This window comes from Dietzia maris (genome assembly GCF_036287335.1).
Taxonomy (GTDB): domain Bacteria; phylum Actinomycetota; class Actinomycetes; order Mycobacteriales; family Mycobacteriaceae; genus Dietzia; species Dietzia cinnamea.
In genome coordinates this window covers 1251194-1272628 of sequence record NZ_CP143053.1, presented here as the reverse complement: position 1 = coordinate 1272628, position 21435 = coordinate 1251194, and the positions used below count along the sequence as shown (strand labels likewise).

General features: G+C 72.2%; 18 protein-coding genes and 1 tRNA gene. 4 read left to right on the top strand and 15 right to left on the bottom strand.

Annotated features, from left to right (window positions below; translation table 11 throughout):
• Window positions 1-210 precede the first annotated feature (210 nt).
• Together VYL96_RS05810 and dnaG are read right to left on the bottom strand one after the other, a co-directional pair.
• Window positions 211-283 (bottom strand) — tRNA-Asn (locus VYL96_RS05810).
• 82 nt (window positions 284-365) lie between these two features.
• Complete coding sequence (gene dnaG, locus VYL96_RS05805) at window positions 366-2393, bottom strand: DNA primase (RefSeq protein ID WP_131884868.1); 2028 nt, start codon at window positions 2391-2393, stop codon at window positions 366-368.
• A 67-nt stretch (window positions 2394-2460) separates the two neighbouring features.
• Between dnaG and VYL96_RS05800 the strand changes: the two genes are divergently transcribed.
• Entirely contained in the window at window positions 2461-4569 is a 2109-nt protein-coding gene (locus VYL96_RS05800; RefSeq protein ID WP_131884869.1) for a TPM domain-containing protein, read from the top strand.
• 36 nt (window positions 4570-4605) lie between these two features.
• Window positions 4606-5946, top strand: a complete 1341-nt coding sequence (locus VYL96_RS05795; protein ID WP_165928415.1) for a serine hydrolase domain-containing protein — start codon at window positions 4606-4608, stop codon at window positions 5944-5946.
• Between the two features lie 62 nt (window positions 5947-6008).
• On the opposite strand, the gene VYL96_RS05790 is transcribed toward VYL96_RS05795, so the two are convergent.
• The 3 genes from VYL96_RS05790 to VYL96_RS05780 are packed head-to-tail and all read right to left on the bottom strand — an operon-like array spanning window position 6009 to window position 9389.
• Window positions 6009-7271 carry a deoxyguanosinetriphosphate triphosphohydrolase gene (locus VYL96_RS05790; RefSeq protein WP_131884870.1) on the bottom strand — a complete coding sequence of 421 codons (1263 nt, stop codon included), beginning with the start codon at window positions 7269-7271 and terminating at the stop codon, window positions 6009-6011.
• A 50-nt stretch (window positions 7272-7321) separates the two neighbouring features.
• Window positions 7322-7939 carry a YdcF family protein gene (locus VYL96_RS05785; protein WP_063974057.1) on the bottom strand — a complete coding sequence of 206 codons (618 nt, stop codon included), beginning with the start codon at window positions 7937-7939 and terminating at the stop codon, window positions 7322-7324.
• A 55-nt stretch (window positions 7940-7994) separates the two neighbouring features.
• Window positions 7995-9389 (bottom strand): glycine--tRNA ligase, encoded by a 1395-nt coding sequence (locus VYL96_RS05780; protein ID WP_131884871.1) that lies wholly within the window; start codon window positions 9387-9389, stop codon window positions 7995-7997.
• A 190-nt stretch (window positions 9390-9579) separates the two neighbouring features.
• Here VYL96_RS05780 and VYL96_RS05775 point away from each other — a divergent pair, with 190 nt between their 5' ends.
• Both VYL96_RS05775 and VYL96_RS05770 read left to right on the top strand, forming a co-directional pair.
• Window positions 9580-9948 (top strand): ArsR/SmtB family transcription factor, encoded by a 369-nt coding sequence (locus VYL96_RS05775; protein WP_043565829.1) that lies wholly within the window; start codon window positions 9580-9582, stop codon window positions 9946-9948.
• Window positions 9949-9952: 4 nt separating this feature from the next.
• The gene (locus tag VYL96_RS05770) at window positions 9953-10381 is read left to right on the top strand and encodes a Fur family transcriptional regulator (protein WP_131884872.1); all 429 of its coding nucleotides are present in this window, start codon (window positions 9953-9955) and stop codon (window positions 10379-10381) included.
• A gap of 189 nt (window positions 10382-10570) precedes the next feature.
• Here the strand turns inward: VYL96_RS05770 and VYL96_RS05765 are convergent, their stop codons facing one another.
• The 10 genes from VYL96_RS05765 to hemW form a co-directional block, all read right to left on the bottom strand.
• Window positions 10571-11383 carry an isoprenyl transferase gene (locus tag VYL96_RS05765; protein ID WP_131884873.1) on the bottom strand — a complete coding sequence of 271 codons (813 nt, stop codon included), beginning with the start codon at window positions 11381-11383 and terminating at the stop codon, window positions 10571-10573.
• Entirely contained in the window at window positions 11358-12263 is a 906-nt protein-coding gene (gene recO / locus VYL96_RS05760) for a DNA repair protein RecO (protein ID WP_131884874.1), read from the bottom strand. Before recO ends, VYL96_RS05765 begins: the two co-directional genes overlap by 26 nt.
• Before the next feature lie 123 nt (window positions 12264-12386).
• On the bottom strand, window positions 12387-13295 hold the full coding sequence (era, locus tag VYL96_RS05755; protein ID WP_131884875.1) for a GTPase Era: 909 nt from the start codon (window positions 13293-13295) through the stop codon (window positions 12387-12389).
• Window positions 13292-14617 (bottom strand): hemolysin family protein, encoded by a 1326-nt coding sequence (locus VYL96_RS05750; RefSeq protein ID WP_131884876.1) that lies wholly within the window; start codon window positions 14615-14617, stop codon window positions 13292-13294. The genes era and VYL96_RS05750 overlap by 4 nt, the downstream gene beginning before the upstream one ends.
• A 3-nt stretch (window positions 14618-14620) precedes the next feature.
• Window positions 14621-15103, bottom strand: a complete 483-nt coding sequence (ybeY, locus tag VYL96_RS05745) for an rRNA maturation RNase YbeY (RefSeq protein WP_007626431.1) — start codon at window positions 15101-15103, stop codon at window positions 14621-14623.
• The gene (locus VYL96_RS05740) at window positions 15100-16191 is read right to left on the bottom strand and encodes a PhoH family protein (protein WP_131884877.1); all 1092 of its coding nucleotides are present in this window, start codon (window positions 16189-16191) and stop codon (window positions 15100-15102) included. The genes ybeY and VYL96_RS05740 overlap by 4 nt, the downstream gene beginning before the upstream one ends.
• Window positions 16188-16985: a 16S rRNA (uracil(1498)-N(3))-methyltransferase gene (locus VYL96_RS05735; protein ID WP_131884878.1), complete on the bottom strand. Its 798-nt coding sequence runs from the start codon at window positions 16983-16985 to the stop codon at window positions 16188-16190. Before VYL96_RS05735 ends, VYL96_RS05740 begins: the two co-directional genes overlap by 4 nt.
• Window positions 16986-17029: 44 nt before the next feature.
• Window positions 17030-18190, bottom strand: coding sequence for a molecular chaperone DnaJ (dnaJ, locus tag VYL96_RS05730; RefSeq protein ID WP_061913715.1), 1161 nt, complete (start codon window positions 18188-18190; stop codon window positions 17030-17032).
• Window positions 18191-18244: 54 nt separating this feature from the next.
• Window positions 18245-19285: a heat-inducible transcriptional repressor HrcA gene (gene hrcA / locus VYL96_RS05725; protein WP_063974049.1), complete on the bottom strand. Its 1041-nt coding sequence runs from the start codon at window positions 19283-19285 to the stop codon at window positions 18245-18247.
• Window positions 19286-19358: 73 nt separating this feature from the next.
• Entirely contained in the window at window positions 19359-20570 is a 1212-nt protein-coding gene (gene hemW, locus VYL96_RS05720) for a radical SAM family heme chaperone HemW (RefSeq protein ID WP_243699571.1), read from the bottom strand.
• Between the last annotated feature and the right edge of the window lie 865 nt (window positions 20571-21435).

The window sequence follows — 21435 nt, the reverse complement described above, 5'->3', positions numbered from 1 at the left end:
GCCAGGGCGCTGGACACCTGCGACTGGGACGCGCTCGGGGCCTTGTTCACCGACACAGCACCTGCTGGGGAACCACCGGGTGGAACTCGTGGACGAGGGCGCCCCTGAGCGCGCCCGCAACCTCACCTACGCCCGCGTGCTGCGCCGCGGCTGAGACGGGAAACAGAAGAGGGCCCGCGGCGACAACGCCACGGGCCCTCTCCGAAGGAGCTCCCCCAATTGGACTCGAACCAATAACCCTTCGATTAACAGTCGAATGCTCTGCCAATTGAGCTATGGGGGATTGCTACCGGCCTTCCGGCTGCTGTGCCGGATACCGAGAAACCACCTTAGTGCGAACCACGCCGAGGAACCAAATCGTCAGGTCACGCGATGTCCGGCGTGGCACCGACCGCCTGCTCCAGCAGGCCGCGCCGGTACTCTTCCAGCGCCACCAGATCACCGAAGAGTGCCGAATACCCCTCCGGGTCCTCCGCCGGACTCATCCGCTGCACCTTGGACTTGAGGTCGGCGATCTGCCCCGACACCCACACCTCCTGAAGGCGCGCGAGCACCCCGGAGATGTAGCGCGGCAACGCCTCCTCCGACACGCGCAACGTCTCCACCGCGAGCACCCCGGCCAGACGACGCAGGCCCTCATCCTCCAGCCCCTGCGACACCTCGGCCACCCAGTTGACGCCGCTCTTGCCGGCCGCACAGCCCCCGGCCCGAGACAGCGCCTCCGCGATCGCCGCGTACGCCGGGTGGGTGTAGCACTCGTCCGGCAGCGAGTCGAACAACGGGCCCGCCAGGCCCGGGTACTGCAGGGCCGCCTTCACCGCCTCGCGTTGGGGCCACAGCACCGGATCACCGGGGGCGGGAATCGGCACGCCTTTCGGCACCTCCGGAGTCCGCGGGGCGTCGCCGCCGCCGACCTCGTCGTCGTCGTACCCCCCTCGACCACGACCCACGCCACCACGCTCGGCCGCGTCCCATCCCGGGCGGGCTCCCCCGCCCGGTCCACCCGGCCCGCGCCGGCGCGGACCCGGACCCGCCCCGGCCGAGCGCGCCCGGCCCTTCTTGCGCGACTCCTCGCGGACCCGGCGCACCACGGTCGCCGGGTCGTCCCAGCCCACCCACCCGGCGAGCTGACGGGCATACTCATCCCGCAGTGACGAGTCGCGGATGTCCGCCACCACCGGCACCGTGCGCCGCAGCGCCTCCACGCGCCCCTCGGCGTGGTCCAGGTCGTAGTCCTCCAGCATCGACCGGATCGCGAACTCGAACATCGGCACCCGCGCCGACACCAGGTCCCGCACCGCGACGTCGCCCTTGGTCTGACGCAGATCACACGGGTCGAGCCCCGGCGGGGCCACCGCGACGAAGGTCCGGCCCGAGAACTGCTGATCGCCCGAGAACGCCCGCAGGGCGGCCTTCTTGCCCGCCTCGTCACCGTCGAAGGTGTAGATGATCTCGCCGCGGAAGTAGTTGTCGTCGAGCATCAGCCGCCGCAACGTGGACAGGTGATCCTCGCCGAACGCCGTGCCACACGCCGCGACCGCCGTGGTCACGCCCGCCGCGTGCATCGCCATGACGTCCGTGTAGCCCTCGACCACCACCGCGCGCCGCTGCGAGGCGATCTCCCGCTTGGCCAGGTCCAGCCCGAACAGCACCTGCGACTTCTTGTAGAGCATGGTCTCGGGCGTGTTCATGTACTTGCCCAGGGTATCGTCCTCGAAGAGCTTGCGCGCACCGAAGCCGATCACCTCGCCGGCCAGGTTGCGGATCGGCCACAGCAGCCGGCGGTGGAAGCGATCGATGAGCGTCCCCCGCGAACTGGTCTTGGACAGCCCCGCCGCCTCCAGCTCCTTGGGCTCGAAGCCCTGCCGCATGAGGTGCTTGCTCATGGTGTCCCAGCCGGCGGGGGCGTAGCCGCAGCCGAAGTGCTGCGCCTGCGCCATGTCGAAGCCGCGGTCGGTGAGGAACGTCCGCGCCGTCTCGGCCTCCGGGTCCTGCGCGAGCCGCTCCGCGTAGAACTTCTGCGCCGCCGCGTTGGCCTGCGCCAGCCGGGAGCGCGTGCCGCGGTCGCGCTGGACCACCTGCCCGCCGCCCTCGTAGGAGATGCGGTAGCCGATCCGGTCGGCCAGCTGCTCGACCGCCTCGACGAAACCGATGTGCTCCATCTTCATGAGGAACGCGAAGACGTCACCGCCCTCACCCGTGGAGAAACAGTGGAAGTAGCCGTGTTGCGGACGCACGTGGAACGAGGGGGTCTTCTCGTCCTTGAACGGGGACAACCCCTTGAGCGAGTCCGCGCCCGCCGGCTTCAGCGCCACGTACTCGCCGACGATCTCCTCGATACGGGTGCGTTCGCGGATCGCGGCGATGTCCTGCTCCGGAATCCGCCCTGCCATGCGCCCAGAGTAGCCGCCCGCGCGGCGGACCGGCGTGGCCCCTCTCCGGGGCCGATACGCTGGGCTCATGATCGCCGCTTCACCCCGTCCGGCCACCCCCGTCGCCCTCCGCCGCCTCCACCTCGCGGCGGTCTCGCTGCTCGCCGCGCTCCTGGTCTGCCTGACGGCGTGGGGCCCCCCGATCGCCGCCGCGGAGTCGCCGTCGAACCTGCGGCAGCAGCTCACCGACTCCGCGGGCGTGCTCGGCGGCGACTCCCGCGACGTGGAGAGCCGACTGGCCGAACTGCGCTCCACCGACCAGATCCAGCTGTGGGTGACCTTCGTCGACACCCTCGACGGCATCCCGGTCGAGGAGTGGTCGCGGCAGACCCGGGAGCTCTCCGATCTGGGCGCCTCCGACGCGCTGCTCGTGGTGGCCGTGCAGGACGGCCGGTACTGGTTCGAGTTCGACGACCCGGAGCGCTCCCCCGCCGACGACCAGCGGACCGCCCAACAGATCGCCGACCGCGACATCGAGCCGCGCCTGGCCGACGACGACTGGGCCGGCGCGGTCATCGGCGCCGCCGACGGACTCGAGCGGCAGGGCTCCGGTTCCGAGATCTCGCCGTTCGCGATCATCGCGGGGATCGCGGTGATCGTCGTCCTCGTCGTCGTCCTGGTCCTGGTCACCCGCCGACGGCGCGTCGCCCGCACCGCGCGGCAGGCGGAGGACGCCCGCGACATCCCCGGCGACGACGCCGCGCGGATGTCCGCCCTGCCGATCGACGTGCTCGACGCCCGCGCCCGCGCCGGGCTCGTGGACGCCGACCAGGCCGTGGACGCCTCCGCCACCGCGCTCGAGACCGCCACCGGCGAGTTCGGCGACCTGCGCACCAGGCCGTTCCGGGCCGCGCTCGATGCGGCACGCTCGGAGGTCGCCGCCGCGCACGGGCTCGTCCAGCGGCTCGACGACGACATCCCCGAGACACCCGATCAGCGCAGGGCGATGCTGCTCGAGGTGGCCGCCCGCGCCGAACGCGCCGAACGCGGGCTGGAGGACCAGGCGACGGCGTTCGCGGAGATGCGTGACCTGCTCATCAACGGCGGCGCCTCCGTGGACGCGCTCACGCGCCGCGCGGTGGCCCTGCGCGCCCGGCTACCCGAGGCCGAGAAGACCATGTCCGACCTCCGCGAGCGGTTCCCGTCCGCGGTGCTCACCTCCATCGCCGACAACCTCTCGCTGGCCGAGCAGCTGCTCGACGCCGCCGAAGCGGAGACCGGCCGCGCCCGCGTCGCGCTGGCCCGGCCGGTCGGCGAGCAGGGTGAGGCCGTGGACGCCATCACCTCCGCCGAGGGCGAACTCGCCCGCGCCGAGAAGCTGGTCGACGGCGTGGACCACGCCGCCGACGACATCGCGACCGCCCGACGAGACCTCGAGCCGCTCGTCGCCGAGGTCGAGGAGGAGCTGGAGATGGCCGCCCGACTGCTCGCCTCCACCGACGTCAGCGACGCGACGAGCCGCGACCTCACCGCTGCCGCCTCCGCCGGTCGTGACGCCGTCGAGGCCGCCCGCCGGGACGGGCAGACCGACCCGTTGGGGACGTTCTCCCGCCTCATCGAGGTGGACCGCGAACTGGACGGGGCACTGGCCACCGCCGGACACGAGGCCGAGGCCGCCGGCCGCGCACGCGCCGCCCGTCGGGCCGCCCTCACCCGCGCGGCCGGTGCGGTCCGCGAGGCCGACGACTTCATCGGCAGCCGCTCGTACGTGATCGGTCAGGCCGCCCGCACCCGGCTCGCCTCGGCGAAGAACTCCCTCGCCACGGCCGAGGCCACGGTCGGTCCGGCCGCGTTCCCCGCCGCCGACCGGGCGCTCAACCTCGCCCGCGAGGCGCTGCGGCTCGCCCAGGACGACGCCTCACGGCCGCAGTACACCGGCCGCTACGGAGGCCCGTACGGCCCCTACGGGCGCGGCGGGCGCGGCGGTTCCGGCACCGGCGCCCTCGTCGGCGGCATGATCGCGGGCGCCCTCATCCAGGGCATGACGCGCGGCGCCGGGTCCAGCTTCGGCTCGGGCTCCAGCTGGGGCGGCGGCCTCGGGGGCGGCGGTGGATTCGGCGGGGGCTTCGGGGGCGGCGGATTCTCCGGCGGCGGAGGCGGCGGCTGGGGCGGCGGAGGTGCGGGCGGGCGGTTCTGACCGCGCTGTCGGACCCGCTGGCTACCCTCTCTGTTCATGACACGTCGGCGGAGAGTGCTCATCGCGGTGTTCGCGGTCCTCGTCCTCCTGGTCGGCGCCGTGGTCGCGGCCGGCGTGTACTTCCGCCCCCTGCTGCTCACCGGCACCGGATACGCCGCGCACAACGCGTGCGCCCTGCACTTCCTCGTCGGGCGCGAGGACCACGAGTCCGACCTGCCGCCCAACCCGCTCGTGCCCTACCTGCGCACGGCGATCGACGACGAGGCCGGGACCGCCACCGCCTCCGTGCTCGGGATCGGCTTCCGGCAGACCGCGCACGTCTCCGAGCACGGCTGCGCCCTCGGTGGCCGCGCCGCGGGAGCCGAGAGCGCTGAGCCGCCCCCGCCGCTGCGCGAGGACGGCGGCCCGGGCGTCCGGCTCGCCGAGGCGACCGACGTCGCGGACGAGGTCTCCGCGGCCCTCGAGGAGACGGCGGCGCGCGAGGGGACGCGGGGCCTCGTCGTCGTCCATCGCGGCGAGATCCTCGACGAGTGGTACGCCGACGGTTTCGGCCCCGACACCCGCCAGCTCGGCTGGTCCATGGCCAAGAGCGTGGCCTCCACGCTCGTCGGGCGTGCGCAGCTCGAATTCCCCGACGCCGACCTCGACCCGGCCACCACCGCGCTCCGCCCCGAGTGGACCGACGAGCGGGCGCGGATCTCACTCGACCACCTGCTGCGCATGACCTCCGGCCTCGAGTGGGACGAGGAGTACGACCTCGGCACCCCGGTCACCCGGATGCTCTACCTCGAGCCGGACATGGCCGACTACGCCGCGTCCCAGCGGCCCGCCCACAACCCGGGTGAGTACCGCCAGTACTCCTCCGGCACCACCAACATCCTCTGCGACCTCCTGCACGAGCGGACCGGGATGGGACCCGAGATGGCCGAGGAGTTGCTGTTCCGCCCGCTCGGCATGCGCAGCGCCGTCCTCGAGGCCGACGCGTCCGGCGGGTCGGTGTGCAGCTCGTACCTGTGGGCGAGTCCCCGGGACTGGGCGCGGTTCGGTCAGTTCGTGATGGACGACGGCGAGGTGGACGGACAGCGGCTCTTGCCAGAGGGGTGGATGGACTACGCGACCACGGGCGTCGCGGCGGGCGGCGAACCCGAGCCCTACGGCGCCCAGTGGTGGCTCAACCAGGCCGGTGACGGTGGCCCGCTCCGGTTCGACCGGATGCCGGCCGATGCCTACTGGGCGTCCGGTCACGACGGGCAGTACGTCGTGGTGGTCCCCTCGGCCGACCTCGTGGTGGTGCGCACGGGATTCACCCCCGGCTCGAGCCTCGACGAGGTGGGCGTGGACCGGCTGGTCGGCGAGGTCGCACGCGCGGTCGGCTGACCGACGGGTGCCCGCCTCGGTCGGTCGCCGCGCCCGCCGAGTGGCAGCCGCGGATCCCGGGGTCAGCCCCAGGCGGCCTGGATGCCGGCGCTCGCGCGGTCGACACGCTCGAGGCGGCTCTCGGTGTACAGGGCGATCTGATCGACGATGACCCGCATGCGCGCAGCGTCGTCGGGGGCCGCGTCCCACAGCGGCCGCAGCACCGGATCGAGTCCCGCCGGCGCGGACTGCGCCAGGAACTCCGCGACCCGGTGGATCCGGTCGCGCTGCCGGTCCTGCCTCAGGCGGTGCCCCGGATCGCTCATCACGTAGCGGACGGCCATCGTCTTGAGCATGACGACCTCGGCCTCGACCTCGACCGGCACCTCGAGATCGGCACTGTAGCGACCGTGCGGCTTCGCGCCGTGCACCTCGCGGGTCGCATGGATGGCGGGCATGACGAACCGGCCCACCAGCTCGCTGGTGAGGGCCTTCAGCGCGACGAACCCGGCGAAGCTCTCGTCGAACGGCTGCACCGCACGGACCACCTCGAGCGAACCCAGGCGCCCGGCTGCCTGCTCCAAGTGGTCGGCGTCCGGGCCGCGGAACTCGGCCGCGCCCAGCTCGGCGAGCGCGGCGACCTCCGACCGGTCCGTCAGCGACCGCAGGTCCAGTCGGCCGGCGACGATCGCGTCCTCCACGTCATGCACCGAGTAGGCCACGTCGTCGGAGAAGTCCATGATCTGAGCCTCCAGGCACCGGGTGTCCCCGGGCGCGCCCTGCCGGATCCACGCGAGGGTGTCCGCGTCGTCGGCGTAGGCACCGAACTTCCGCGTCCCCTCCCGCGGCAGCCACGGGTACTTGGTGGCCGCGTCGAGGGCGGCGCGGGTGAGGTTCAGCCCCACCCCGCGACCGTCCCCGTCGACGACCTTGGGCTCGAGCCGGGACAGGATCCGCACGGTCTGCGCGTTGCCCTCGTAACCGCCGAAGGAGCGGGCGACCTCGTCCAGAGCACGCTCGCCGTTGTGGCCGTAGGGGGGATGGCCGATGTCGTGACTCAGACCCGCGAGGTCCGCCAGATCCGGGTCGCAGCCCAGACCTGCGGCGATGCTGCGCGAGATCTGCGCCACCTCGAGCGAATGGGTGAGCCGGGTGCGCGGGGTGTCCCCGTCACCGGGGCCCACCACCTGGGTCTTGTCGGCGAGTCGTCGCAGTGCCGCCGAGTGCAGGACGCGGGCGCGGTCGCGGTCGAACGGGCTGCGCTCACTGGCCTTGCCCCGGGCGCGTCCCGCCCCCTCGTCCACGCGCCGCTCGGCGTCCGCCGCCTCGTACGCGTAACCCGTCATGCCCGTCCCCTCCGGGCGTCGCCGCCCCCCGTCGTCCCCCGGTCGCAGGCTCATCCCGGGAAGTCCACATCGCTACCGACGATCCGGTGGTACTGGTACCAGAGCACCGCCCCGGTCTCCCGGATGATGCTCATGATCTGGTTCTCGCGGGTCCACACCGCCGGCCCGTGCCGGGTCGGTGAGGTCCACGCGTCCAGTCCGGCATCGCGGGCCATCATCCGCGAGCGGTACGAGTGCGTGGGGTCGCTGACCAACACCACCGACTGTCCGCCCTGATCCCGCACCGTCTGGGCCACGGCGTCCAGGCTGCCCTCGGTGTTCGTGCCGGTCTCCACCGCCAGGACGGCCTCGGGGGGCACGCCCAGCCGGGTCAGATAGGCCCGGCCGGACCCGGCCTCGGTGTACAGGTCACCGGGCTGACCACCGCCGACCGTGATGATCTGCGGTGCGACCCCCTCGTCGTACAGCAGGGCCGCGTGTTCGAGTCGCGCCTGGAACACCGGGGTCGGTACGCCGTTGTACTGGGCGGCCCCCAGCACGACGATCGCGTCCGCCGGCGTGCGGTCATCGATCCGCGCGACGTGCCAGACGCGGAACGCGATGAACCCGGGGATGACCAGGCACAACAGCAGTGCGATGGTCAGGACCCAGCTGACGGCCCTGGACACCGCGCGGAGCGGGGACCCGGAACTTCTCACCCGACCAGTGTGCCAGGGGCGCCCGTCAGCACCCGATCAGGCGCTGGGCGAGGTACCCCTCAACCTGGTCGATGGCCACGCGTTCCTGCGCCATGGTGTCGCGCTCGCGGATCGTGACGGCCTGGTCCTCGAGCGTGTCGAAGTCCACGGTGATGCAGAACGGCGTGCCGATCTCGTCGTGGCGACGGTAGCGTCGGCCGATCGCCTGCGCATCGTCGAAGTCCACGTTCCAGTTCTTCCGCAGCTGGGCCGCCAGGTCTCGGGCCTTGGGAGACAGGTCGGCGTTGCGGGACAGCGGCAGCACCGCGGCTTTGATCGGCGCGAGCCGGCGGTCCAGCTTGAGCACCGTGCGGGTGTCCACGCCGCCCTTGGCGTTGGGGGCCTCGTCCTCGGTGTAGGCGTCGATGAGGAACGCCATGAGCGACCGGGTCAGACCGAAGCTCGGCTCGATGACGTAGGGCACGTACTTCTCGCCCGAGGCCTGGTCGAAGTACTGCAGATCCTCACCGGAGTGGGTCTGGTGCTGGGTCAGGTCGTAGTCGGTGCGGTTGGCGACGCCCATGAGTTCGCCCCACTCGTTGCCGGAGAACCCGAACTTGTACTCGAAGTCGATGGTGCCCGCCGAGTAGTGCGCGCGCTCGTCGTCGGGGACGTCGAAGCGGCGCATGTTCTCCGGGTTGATCCCCAGGTCGACGAACCAGTCCCAGCAGTCCTCGACCCAGCGCTTGAACCACTCGTCGGCCTCGTCGGGCTTGACGAAGAACTCGATCTCCATCTGCTCGAACTCGCGGGTGCGGAAGATGAAGTTGCCGGGGGTGATCTCGTTGCGGAACGCCTTGCCGATCTGACCGATGCCGAACGGCGGCTTACGCCGGGCCGTGGTCATGACGTTCTTGTAGTTGATGAAGATGCCCTGCGCGGTCTCCGGACGCAGGTAGTGCAGGCCGGTCTCGTTGTCCACGGGGCCGAGGAACGTCTTCATCAGGCCGGAGAACAGCTGCGGATCGGTCCACTGCCCCTTGGTGCCGCAGTTGGGGCACGCGATCTCGGTCATCGGGGCGTCGGCCACCGAGTCGAGCTTCTTCTTGGCGGCGTACGCCTCCTGCAGGTGGTCCTGACGCAGGCGGGTGTGGCAGTTGCGGCACTCGACCAGCGGGTCCGTGAAGGTCTCGACGTGGCCCGAGGCCTGCCACACCTGGCGGGGCAGGATGATCGAGGAGTCCAGGCCCACGACGTCCTCGCGGCCCGTGACGAACGTGCGCCACCACTGCTTCTTGATGTTGTCCTTGAGCTCCACGCCCAGGGGGCCGTAGTCCCACGCCGAGCGCGTCCCGCCGTAGATCTCGCCACACTGGTACACCAGTCCCCGGCGCTTGCAGAGATTGACGACGGTGTCGATGACGGACGCTGAGGATGCCACGTCGGGGGTTCTCCCTCTGATGAGTCGGTTGGCGGAGGTGTCGGGGTGGACCACCTCGGCGCGGGCCTGCGCCCGGGCACTTCTCACCAGGGTATCCGGTCGACCCCCCGGGTCTGGGATACTGGGGTCCCCTACCCGACACGGCGCCGGCGGCGACCGAGTACGACCTCGAGCCCGGAAGGTGGAGACGATGGCACCCGGACCCCGATCGACCGGTCCCCAACCGGTCGCGGACGTCCACGACTCCGACCACAGGGCCGTCCCGGTCCCCCTCCCGCCCGACCGTGTGGTGTCCGCGGCGGGGGAACTCCTGCGGGCCCTGTCCGCGCCGCTGCGCATCGCGATCGTCCTGCAGCTGCGGGAGGGGCCGCGGTGCGTCCACGAACTCGTCGACGCTCTGGGGGTCGCCCAGCCACTGGTGAGCCAGCACCTGCGTGTGCTCAAGTCCTCGGGCGTGGTCTCGTCCCACCGGCAGGGACGCGAGATGCGCTACGAACTGCTCGACGGGCACATGCTCAACATCGTCGAGGCGGCCGTCGGTCACGCCGGGGAGCAGTAGGGCCATGACCTCTTCCCGCAGGCCCATCGGCGTGCGCTCCACCCGACAGCGCAGCGCGATCTCGGGTCTCCTCGACGAGTCCAAAGGCTTCCGTTCGGCGCAGGACCTGCACGCCGAGCTGCGCGATCGAGGCGACACGATCGGGCTCACCACCGTGTACCGGACCCTGCAGTCGATGGCCGACGCCGGCGCGGTCGACGTGTTGCGCACCGACTCCGGAGAGCTGATCTTCCGCAAATGCTCCGACTCGCACCACCATCACCTGGTGTGCCGGATCTGTGGGTTCACCGTGGAGGTCGAGGAAGCGGGGGTCGAGGTGTGGGCCCACCGCGCGGGCCGGGCCCACGGGTTCACCGAAGTCAGTCACACCGTCGAGCTGTTCGGCGTCTGCACACGGTGCGCCGAGGCCGGGGCCGAGCCCGCCACCGACTGAACCGCCGCCGGCCCGCCCGGCCACAGCCGCCCGCCGCCTTGTCGTCTGGCGCGTACCGATGCGCAGGCGAGACGCCATGCCCGCGCGCAACTGTCTCCCGAGCGTACATCCGTAGGCGCGAGACGCCATCCGCGGGAGCGGCTGCGCGGCATGCGCGGCCTGGCGGCGTGAGTACGAGCCTCCGCCGTCTCAGGCCGGGGCGACGCCGCCGAAGCGCCGGTCGCGTTCCGCGTACTCCAGGCAGGCCGCCCACAGGTCTCGGCGATCGAAGTCCGGGAACAAGGTGTCCTGGAAGACGAACTCGGCGTACGCGCTCTGCCACAGCAGGAAATTCGACGTGCGCAGCTCCCCCGACGGGCGCAGGAACAGGTCGACGTCCGGCATGTCGGGCTCGTCGAGGAAGTCGGCGAAGTTCTCCTCGGTGATGTCGTCAGGCCCCAGCTCGCCGGCGGCCACACGGCGGGCGATGTCGCGCGCGGCGTCGACGATCTCGGCCCGACCGCCGTAGTTCACGCACATGGCCAGGGTCATGACCGTGTTGTCGCGGGTGAGTTCCTCCGCCTCCTCGAGCTCTTTGATGACCGACCCCCACAGCCGCGGTCGCCGGCCGGCCCACCGCACGCGCACCCCGAGGGCGTGCATCTCGTCGCGACGTCGCCGCAGGACGTCGCGGTTGAAGCCCATGAGGAACCGCACCTCCTCCGGGCTGCGCTTCCAGTTCTCGGTGGAGAACGCGTACGCGGACAGGTACGGGATTCCCATCTCGATGCATCCCTCGACCACGTCCATCAGCACGGCCTCGCCGCGCTTGTGCCCCTCGGTACGGGGCAGACCGCGCTCCTGCGCCCAGCGCCCGTTGCCGTCCATGACCAGCGCGACGTGGCCGGGCACGAACTCGGCGGGGATGGCCGGCGGCCGCGCCCCCGACGGATGCGGGGACGGCGGCCGGACCGTGGCCGCCTGCGGCGCGGAACGCTTACGGAATCTGGGTAGTCCGGGCACGGGGCTCCTCAACGGAGATGACGGGGGCGGAATCGGCAGGCCGGGCCGCATCGACGGGCCGAGCGGAATCAGGACGAGCGGAGTCGAGCCGAGCGGAATCAGGACGAGCGGCGACGACTCCGTCGACATCCGCGCCGATCAGCCCGCGGTCGACCAGCGGCAGGCTGCGCAGGTCGCGCTCGAGATGCCACTGCAGGTGCGCGGCCGCGATGCCGGAGGCCTGGCGGACGACCGCGGGCGAGGACAGCCCCACGGCGTCCCACCGGCCCGCCAGCAGCGCGGACAGGTGCTCGGCGACGCCCGGCGAGAGCATCGCACAGCCCTGCGGCCGACAGTGCACGCACACGGTGCCGCCGGACGCGACGTGGAACGCCCGGTGCGGACCGACGGCCCCGCAGCGCACGCAGCAGTCCAGGACGGGTTCCCAGCCGGAGGCGGCCATGGCGCGCAGGAGGAACGCGTCGGCGACCAGCCCCGGCGTGCGGCGGTGCTCGGCGAGGGAGCGCAGGGCGCCGACGGCGAGGCCGAGCAACCGCGGAGTGGGAGCACCCTCCTCGCCGGCCAGGCGTTCAGCGGTCTCCAGCACCACACAGCCGGACGTGTACGCGGGGTAGTCCGCGACCAGCGGACGGGCGAGGGACTCGCGGCTGGTGGCCTGGCGGACCGTCCCCAGCCCGCTGCTGCCGCGTCCCGGGGCGATCTGCACCTCCACCACCGCGAACGGCTCGAGGCTGGCGCCCATGCGGGAGCGGGTGCGCCGTACGGCGCGGGCCACGGCGCGGACGAGGCCGTGACGTTCGGTCAGCAGGGTGACGATGCGGTCGGCCTCGCCCAGGTCGTAGGTGCGCACGACGAGGCCCGTGTCGGTGAAGGGATGCACCCGGGCCTCCTTCCGTGTCGTTCGCCCGCGCCGTAGTGTTCGCCCGCGCCGTATCGATCACCCGCACGACCACGCGGAACGACGCGCATCGCACGGCTCGGTGTCCATTGTCCCACTGGCGGGCTAGAAGCCCAGGCGCCCCAGCATCTTGGGATCGCGCTGCCACTCCTTGAGGACCTTGACATGCAGGTCGAGGTACACGTTGGTACCGAGGAGCTGCTCGATGCCGGCGCGGGCGCGGGTGCCGACCTCGCGCATGCGGGATCCGCCCTTGCCGAGCACGATCGACTTCTGACTCTGCCGCTCGACGTAGACGGTGGCGTGAACGTCCACCATGTCGTCACGGCCCTCGTGCGGAAGGACCTCCTCGATGGTCACCGCGATCGAGTGCGGCAGCTCATCGCGCACGCCCTCGAGGGCCGCCTCGCGGATGAGCTCGGCCATCCGGGTCTCGTCGGACTCCTCGGTCACCACGTCGTCCGGGTAGAACTGCGGCCCCTCGGGCAGCAGTGAGGCGATGACGTCCGCCACCACGTCGACCTGCTCACCCGACGCGGCCGAGACCGGCACGACCTCGGAGTCCGGCCCGAGGAGCTTCGAGACGGCGACGAGCTGCTCCATGACCTTCTGCTTGGAGACCGTGTCGATCTTGGTCACCAGCCCCAGGAGCGGCGTGGTCGGGCACAGTTTGCGGACCTGTTCGAGGATCCAGCGGTCGCCGGGACCTATCCGCTCCCCCGCCGGGATGCACAGGCCGATGAGGTCGACGTCGGAGTAGGTGTCCTCGACCAGCGCGTTGAGCCGTTCCCCGAGCAGGGTGCGCGGGCGGTGCAGGCCCGGGGTGTCGACGAGGATGATCTGCGCGTCGGGCCGGTGGACGATGCCGCGGATGGCGTGCCGCGTGGTCTGGGGCTTGGCGGAGGTGATGGCGATCTTCTCGCCCACCAGCGCGTTGGTCAGGGTAGACTTGCCCGTGTTGGGCCGGCCCACGAAACTGACGAACCCACTGCGGTAGTTCTCGGGAGTGCTCATCGGTTGTCCTCGCGCCGGGGATGGTCGTCGGTGTCGTCGTCATCGGTCTCGGTGGGCGTGGCCACCACGGTGACCACCTTCACCCGCCCGCGTCGGTCGTGGCCGCCCTCGGCCCGCAGGTCGAGGCCGCTGGAGACGATGTGCGCCCCGGGCAGGGGGACGCGGCCGAGTTCGAGGGCGAGCAGCCCGCCGACGGTCTCGACCTCCTCGGACACCTCGTCGGGGAACTCGATGTCGAACAGGTCCGCGACCTCGTCCAGACCGAGCCGGGCGGACAGCCTGTACCGGCCGTCGCCCAGATCCTCGACGGGCGGGACCTCGGTGGTGTCGTACTCGTCGACGATCTCGCCGACGATCTCCTCGAGGATGTCCTCGATCGACACGAGCCCGGCGGTGCCGCCGTACTCGTCGACCAGGATCGCGAGGTGGTTGTGGTCGCGCTGCATCTCGGCCAGCAGGTCGTCGATCCGCTTGGCGTCGGGCACGAACACCGCCGGGCGCATCACCTCGGCGACGGGGGCGGCGCGCCCGTCCGGGTCGTCGAGGCGGGCCACGATGTCGCGGAGGTAGACCACGCCCACCACGTTGTCGGAGTTGTCCCCGTCGACCACGGGGATGCGGGAGTAGCCGGACTTGACGGTGAGCCGCGCGGCCTGGCCGACGGTCTTGTCGGACTCGATCCACACCATCTCAGTGCGGGGGGTCATGACCTCGCGGGCGGTCGTGTCTCCCAGTTCGAAGACCGACTGGATCATGCGGGACTCGTCGTCGGCCACGACGCCGCGCTCGCGGGCCATGTCGACGATCTCGAGCAGCTCGATCTCGGAGGCGAAGGGCCCGTTGCGGAAGCCGCCGCCGGGGGTGACGGCGTTGCCGAGGCCGACCAGCAGGGTCGCGACGGGGCCCAGGACGACCCCGGTCACGGTCAGCGGCGTCGACGCGCCCAGGGCGAGCGTGTAGGCGTGCTGGCGCCCGAGGGTGCGGGGCCCGACCCCGGCGACGATGTACGCGGCGACGGTGGTGACGACGACCGCGGTGACCAGGGCCCAGGCGCGGGAGTCGATGAGCTCGTCGAACACCACGGTGAACAGCACGGCGGCGCCGATGAGGCTGAGCATGTGCAGCAGGACGGCGACGTTGATGTACCGCGGGCGGGCGTCGAGCATCCTGGCCAGACGGGCGGCGCCGTAGCGGTTGTCCTTGGCCATCTCCTCGACGCGCGCCACGGAGACCGTGCTCAGGGCGGCGTCGAGGGCGGCGAACAGGCCGGCGACGGGGATGAGCACCACGGCCGCGATGGCCGTGTAGATGGTGGCGTCCACGTCTCAGGCGTCCACTCTCGGAGACTCGTCGCGGTGGTCGTACCACTCGCCCAGCAGCTCGTTCTGCAGGCCGAACATCTCGCGCTCCTCGGCGGGCTCGGCGTGGTCGTAGCCCAGCAGGTGCAGGCACCCGTGGACCGTGAGCAGGGCGAGCTCGTGCGCGAGCGGGTGACCGGAGCTGGCGGCCTGGTCGGCGGCGAACGCCGGGCACAGGACGATGTCGCCGAGCATGGCGGGGCCGGGCTCGGGCAGGTCGGGGCGGCCGCCGGGGGTGAGCTCGTCCATGGGGAAGCTCATCACGTCGGTGGGGCCGGGCAGGTTCATCCACGTGACGTGGAGATCGGCCATGGTGTCCTTGTCGACGAGCGTGATCGACAGTTCGGCGGCCGGGTGGACGTCCATCCGGGCGATCACGAACGCGGCCACGTCGATGAGCTCGGCCTCGTCGACCTCCACGCCCGACTCGTTGGCGACCTCGATACTCATCGTCGGCGCTGCTCCCTGTTCCTGTGTCCGGTGGTGGGTCGGTCGCCCCGTTCGAGGCGGGCTTCGTGCTTGGCGTAGGCGTCGACGATCCGCCCGACGAGGGCGTGGCGGATCACGTCGCGTGACGTGAGCTCGGAGAAGTGGATGTCGTCGACGCCGGAGAGGATGTCGCGCACGACCTTGAGGCCGGAGCGCTGCCCGCCCGGCAGGTCGATCTGGGTGATGTCGCCGGTGACGACGATCTTGGAGCCGAAGCCCAGGCGGGTGAGGAACATCTTCATCTGTTCGGGCGTGGTGTTCTGCGCCTCGTCGAGGATGATGAACGAGTCGTTGAGCGTGCGGCCACGCATGTACGCCAGCGGCGCCACCTCGATCACCCCGGCCGCCATGAGCTTGGGGATCGCCTCGGGGTCCATCATGTCGTGCAGCGAGTCGTACAGCGGCCGCAGGTACGGGTCGATCTTCTCGTGCAGGGTGCCGGGCAGGTAGCCCAACCGCTCCCCCGCCTCGACCGCGGGCCGGGTGAGGATGATGCGGCTGACCTCCTTGGCGCGTAGCGCGGCGACGGCCTTGGCCATGGCGAGGTAGGTCTTGCCGGTACCGGCGGGTCCGAGGCCGAACACGATGGTGTGGTCGTCGATCGCGTCGACGTAGCGCTTCTGCCCCAGCGTCTTGGGCCGGATCATGCCGCCGCGGCGGGACAGAACGTCGGTGCCGAGGACCTCCTCGGGCGTGAGCGGTCCGGAGTCGGCGAGGATCTCCACCGAGCGCCGCACGGACGCCGGGGTGATCTCCACTCCCCTGCGCGCCTGCCGCAGCAGGTCGGACACGACGCGGGAGGCGCGGTCGACGTCGGGCGGCTCCCCGGAGATGGTCATGGTGCCACCGCGTACGTGCAGGTCGGCGGCGAGCAGGTCCTCGAGGGCGCGGAGATTGACGTCGGCGGCGCCGAGCACCGCCATCGCCAGGTCGGGGTCGAGTTGGACCGCCGTGCGGGCGGGGGTGTCGCCGGGGTCGCGCCGGTCGCCGCCGGTGGGGGCGCCGGGGTCGGGGACTGCGTCGTTTCCTGGGGTGCTTACGTGGATCACTTCCCGTGTCGTGGTGCGGTTGGGTCGAGTGTAGACCGCGCGGCCGCCCATCTCGGGGTGAGAACGCCGAGTGCGGCCAACGCCACCGTCGCGGCGGTGGAGGTCCGGAGGACCTCGGGACCCAGGACGACCGGGCGGGCGCCGGCGGCGGTGAGGGCGTCGAGTTCGGCGTCGGAGACCCCGCCCTCGGGGCCGACGACGACGAGGACCCGCTCCCCCGTCGGTCCCGCCGTCACCGCGTCGGCGAACCCGGCGGCGCCCTCCTCGTGCAGGACGAGTGCGCTGGCCCCGCCCTCGACCTCGGCGGCGACGAGGGCGGCGAGCGCGGTGGAGTCGACGAGGTCGCCGATCTCCGGCTCCCAGGCCCGGCGGGACTGTTTGGCGGCGGCCCGGGCGGCGTTGGTCCACTTGGTGCGGCCCTTGTCCACCTTGGGGCCGGTCCACCGGCTCACGCAGCGGTCCGCCTGCCACGGCACGATCCGGTCGGCGCCGGCCTCCGTGGCGAGTTCCACGGCCAGTTCCGACCGCTCGGACTTCGGCAGGGCCTGGACGACGGTGACCTCCGGTGTCGGGCGTGGCACGTCGACCCGGGTGACGACCTCGGCCTCGACGCGGCCGGAGCTCGTCGTCGTCACCACACAGTCCGCCACCGCGCCCCGGCCGTCACCGACCCGGATCGCCTCCCCCGGGCGGACCCGCAGCGCCGATCCGGCGTGCCGGCCCTCGGGGCCGTCGAGCACGACCGTCTCGCCGACGGCGGGGACGGTGTCGGCGCGGAACAAAGAGGGGGTCACGGGCGGCTCGGTATCCGGGGTTCTCGGTGTCGTGTCTCGGCGGCTCAGTGCCCGGCGACGGCGTCGCGCAGGCGGGAGAACAGGCCACCGCGGCGGGCGGTGTCCTCGTTGACGACCTCGGCCGAGTCACCGTCGAGGCGGCGCAGCTGCTCCACGAGGTCGCGGCGCTTGCGGTCCAGCCTCTCCGGGATGACGACCTCCATGTGGACCGTCAGGTCACCCGCGCCACCACCGCGGACGCGGGGCATGCCGCGCCCGGTGAGGGTGACGGTGTGGCCGGGCTGCGTGCCGGCCGGGATCTCGATCTGCAGGGGTTCGCCCACCACCGTCTCGAGCTCCACCTCGCCGCCGAGGATCGCGTCGACCACCGGCACGCGGACCGTGCAGTGCAGGTCCTCGCCGTCGCGGACGAACACCGGGTGGGTGCGCTCGTTGACCTCGATGTAGAGGTCACCGGCCGGCCCGCCGCCGGGGCCGACCTCGCCCTGCCCCGCCAGACGGATGCGCATGCCGCCGCCGACGCCGGCGGGGATCTTGGCCGAGACGGTGCGGCGCTTGCGGACGCGGCCCTGGCCGGTGCACTCACCACACGGGTCGGTGATGATCTCGCCCGTACCCGCGCAGGTCGGGCAGGGACGGCTGGTCATGATGTTGCCCAGGAGCGATCGCTGGACGGACTGGATCTCACCCTGGCCCTGGCACATCCCGCAGGTGGCCGGCGGCTTGTCGCTGGCCGAGCCCTTGCCGTGGCACGTCTCGCACAGCACGGCGGTGTCGACCTGGATCTCCTTGGTGACGCCGGTGGCGCACTCGTCCAGGCCGAGCGTGACGCGGATGAGTGCGTCGGAACCGGGCTGGACGCGGCTGCGGGGGCCGCGTCCACCGCCTCCGGCCCCGCCGCCGAAGAACGCCTCGAAGACGTCGCCGAGTCCGCCGCTGCCGAAGCCCCCGCCGAAACCGCCGCCGTAGCCGCCGCCACCGCCGGACGAGTCGAGCGGGTCCCCGCCCATGTCGACGATGCGGCGCTTCTCCGGGTCGGTGAGGACCTCGTAGATCGCGGTGATCTCGCTGAACTTCTCACGCGCCTCGTCCGACGGGTTGACGTCGGGGTGGAGCTCGCGGGCGAGCTTGCGGTAGGCGCGCTTGATCTCGGACTCCGAGGCGCCCCTATCGACCCCGAGGGTCCCGTAGTAGTCGCGTGACACGTGTGGCCTTTCGTCGTGAGGAAGTTCTGGTTGCCGGGAGGCAGCGTACGGGCGTCAGCGCCCGGTGAGGAGCTCGCCCACGTAGTGGGCAACAGCGGCGACCGAGGCGATTGTTCCCGGGTAGTCCATCCGAGTGGGTCCGAGCACCCCCATCCCGCCGAACGTCTGCCCCTCCGCGCCGTACTGCGAGGACACCACCGAGGCACCGCGGATCTCGGCGGCCTGGGTCTCCTCGCCGATCTGCACGGTCACCCCGCCGGGGCCGCCCCGGCCCACGGAGTGCGCGGCGGTGAGCAGTCGCAGGATCACCACCTGCTCCTCGAGGGCCTCGAGGACCGAGCGCAGGGAGCCGTCGAAGTCGGCGGCGCTGCGGGTGAGGTTGGCGGTGCCGCCCAGGACGATGCGGTCGTCGGGGTGCTCGACGAGCGTCTCCACCAGTACGGTCACGCAGCGCTCCACGGCGTCGCGGTATTCGGGCCGGGCACGCTCGCCGGTCGCGGCCAGGGCGTCCGAGGCGTCGGACAGGCGCTTGTCGGCGACAGCCTCGGACAGCAGGCCGCGCAGCTCGGCGAGGTGCTCGTCGGTGAGCGGGGCGGCCAGCTCGACCGTCCGCTGGTCGACACGGCCGGTGTCGGTGATGAGGACCAGCAGCAGGCGCGTGGGGGTCAGGCTCACCACCTCGAGGTGGCGCACCGTCGAGCGGCCGAGGACCGGGTACTGCACGACGGCGACCTGTCGCGTGAGCTGGGAGAGCAGGCGTGCGGCCCGCCGGAGCACGTCGTCGAGGTCGACCGCGCCCTCGAGGAACGCCCGGATCGCCCGCTTCTCGGCCCGCGAGAGCGGGGTGATCTCCTCGATCGAGTCGACGAAGTGACGGTAGCCCTTCTCCGTGGGCACGCGCCCCGAGCTGGTGTGGGGTTGGACGATGAACCCCTCGGCCTCGAGCACCGCCATGTCGTTGCGGATGGTCGCGCTGGACACGCCCAGCGAATGGCGGTCGACGAGGGCCTTGGACCCGACCGGTTCGTGGGAGGCGATGTAGTCGGAGACGATCGCGCGCAGGACCTCGGTCCTACGATCGGCCGTACTCGACATACCCGCTCCTCCCTGTGCCCGTTGTTCTGCCGATTCTATGCCAGTTCCTGCACTGATGGCCCAGTCGGCGGCGTCACACGAGCACGTCGCGGACGACGCCGTCGGCGAGCAGACGGCCCGCCTCGGTCAGCGCGTACCCGGGGCCGGCGGGATCGTCGGCCGCCCGGCGACGCAACAGCCCGGCCGCCACGCGCTCGTCGGCGCGGGCGCGCTCGTCCGCGGTGAAGGCCTCGTCGCCGAGCCCCTCCGCCAGTCGGAGCCCGGTCATGATCCGCTCGATGTGGCGGTCGGAGTCGTCGAGCAGTTCCCCGCCGTCGACGGGGAGTCGACCGGCGTCGCACTCCGCGGCGTAGCGCGCGGGGTGCTTGACGTTCCACCACCGGGCCCCGGCGACGTGGGAGTGCGCACCCGGCCCGACGCCCCACCAGTCGCCGCCGCGCCAGTAGCCCATGTTGTGGCGGCAGTACGCCGAGGAGTCGGTGGCGAAGTTGGAGACCTCGTACCAGTGGAACCCCGCCCGGGCGAGGCGGTCGGCCACCTGCTCGTACCGGTCGGCGAGCACATCGTCGACGGTGCCCGGCATCTCGCCCCGGCGGATCCGGCGGGCCAGGGCGGTGCCGTCCTCGACGATCAGCGAGTAGGCGGAGACATGGTCGACCCCGGCGCCGACCACCGCGTCGAGGGTCCGCGCGAGGTCGTCGTCGGTCTCCCCCGGCGTGCCGTAGATGACGTCGAGGTTGACGTGCTCGAACCCCGCCTGCAGCGCCTCGGCGACCGCCTCCTGGGGCCGGCCGGGGGTGTGGGCCCGGTCGAGGACGCGCAGGACGTGCGCGGCGGTGGACTGCATGCCCAGCGAGATGCGGGTGAACCCGCCCCCGCGCAGGCGCGCGAAGAACTCGGGGGACGTGGACTCGGGGTTGCTCTCCGTGGTGACCTCCGCGCCCGGGGCCAGGCCGAAAGCGTCGTCGATACGGGCGAGGAGGCCGACCAGCACGTCCGCGCCGACCAGCGACGGGGTGCCGCCGCCGATGAAGACGGTGTCGACCTTCGGGGCCGCGCCGGCGGAGGACAGCGCCTGCGCGGCCCTCTCGATCTCGATCGCGGCAGCGCGTTCCCAGTCGACGGGTGAGGTCGCCGATCCGAGTTCGCCGGCGGTGTAGGTGTTGAAGTCGCAGTAGCCGCACCGGGTGGAGCAGAACGGCACATGGAGGTAGATGCCGAAGGGCGCCTCGGGGTCGCGGGCCGGTGGCGTCGCCGCCAGCACGGCCGGGTCGTGTGGCGCGATCGTCACATCTGACCGGTCTCGGTGTCCGATCCGGTCTCACCTCCTGTCGTGCCCGGGGTGGGCGGCGTCTCGATCGGCGGGGTCGTCGTCACCGAGAGCTCGTCGTCGTCAAGGACTGTAACCGCAGGCGCGCCATACGTCGGTGTCCGGGAGGCGTCGTCGGGGGTGCCCGGCCCCGCGGGGGCGTCCGGCACGGCGGTCGGCCGATCAGGGCCGGCGTCGCCGTCGGGCGTGGTCGCCGCCGGAGCGCTGTACGTCGGCGCCTCGGCTTCGTCGGCGCCGCCTCGGTCCGCGCCGGTCCCCCCGCCCGCGTCACCGCCCGTGGCCGGCGCCGGCGCGACGGTCGGCGTCGGCACCGCCGGGGTCGGGTCGACGCTCTGCGCGTCACCGGCGGGGCCGGCGGCCGTGGGTGCGCTGTAGGTCGGCGCCTGCGCGGCGTCGTCCGGGGTGCCCGGGCCCGCGGGGGCGTTCGGCACGGCGGTCGGCCGAGCGGGTCCGGCGTCGCCGTCGGGCGTCGTCACCGCCGGAGCGCTGTACGTCGGCGCGGCGGGCGCGTCCGCGCGGTCAGCCGGCCGCGGTGCGGACCCGGTCGGCTTGGAGCCGGTGGGCTTGTTCTGTCGCTTCGCGGCCGCACTCTGCTTCGTGGCGGCCTTCTTCTTGGCGGCCTTTTTCGCCGGGGCCTTCGGGGCGGGGGTCTTCTCCGCGCCTGCCTTCTTCCCGGGGGCCTTCTTCGCCGGTGCCTTCTTCGCAGAAGCCTTCTTCGCAGAAGCCTTCTTCGCGGGAGCCTTCTTCGCGGGAGCCTTCTTCGCCGGCGTCTTCACGGCGGCCGCCTTCTTCGCGGGTGTCTTCCTCGACGGCGCAGGGC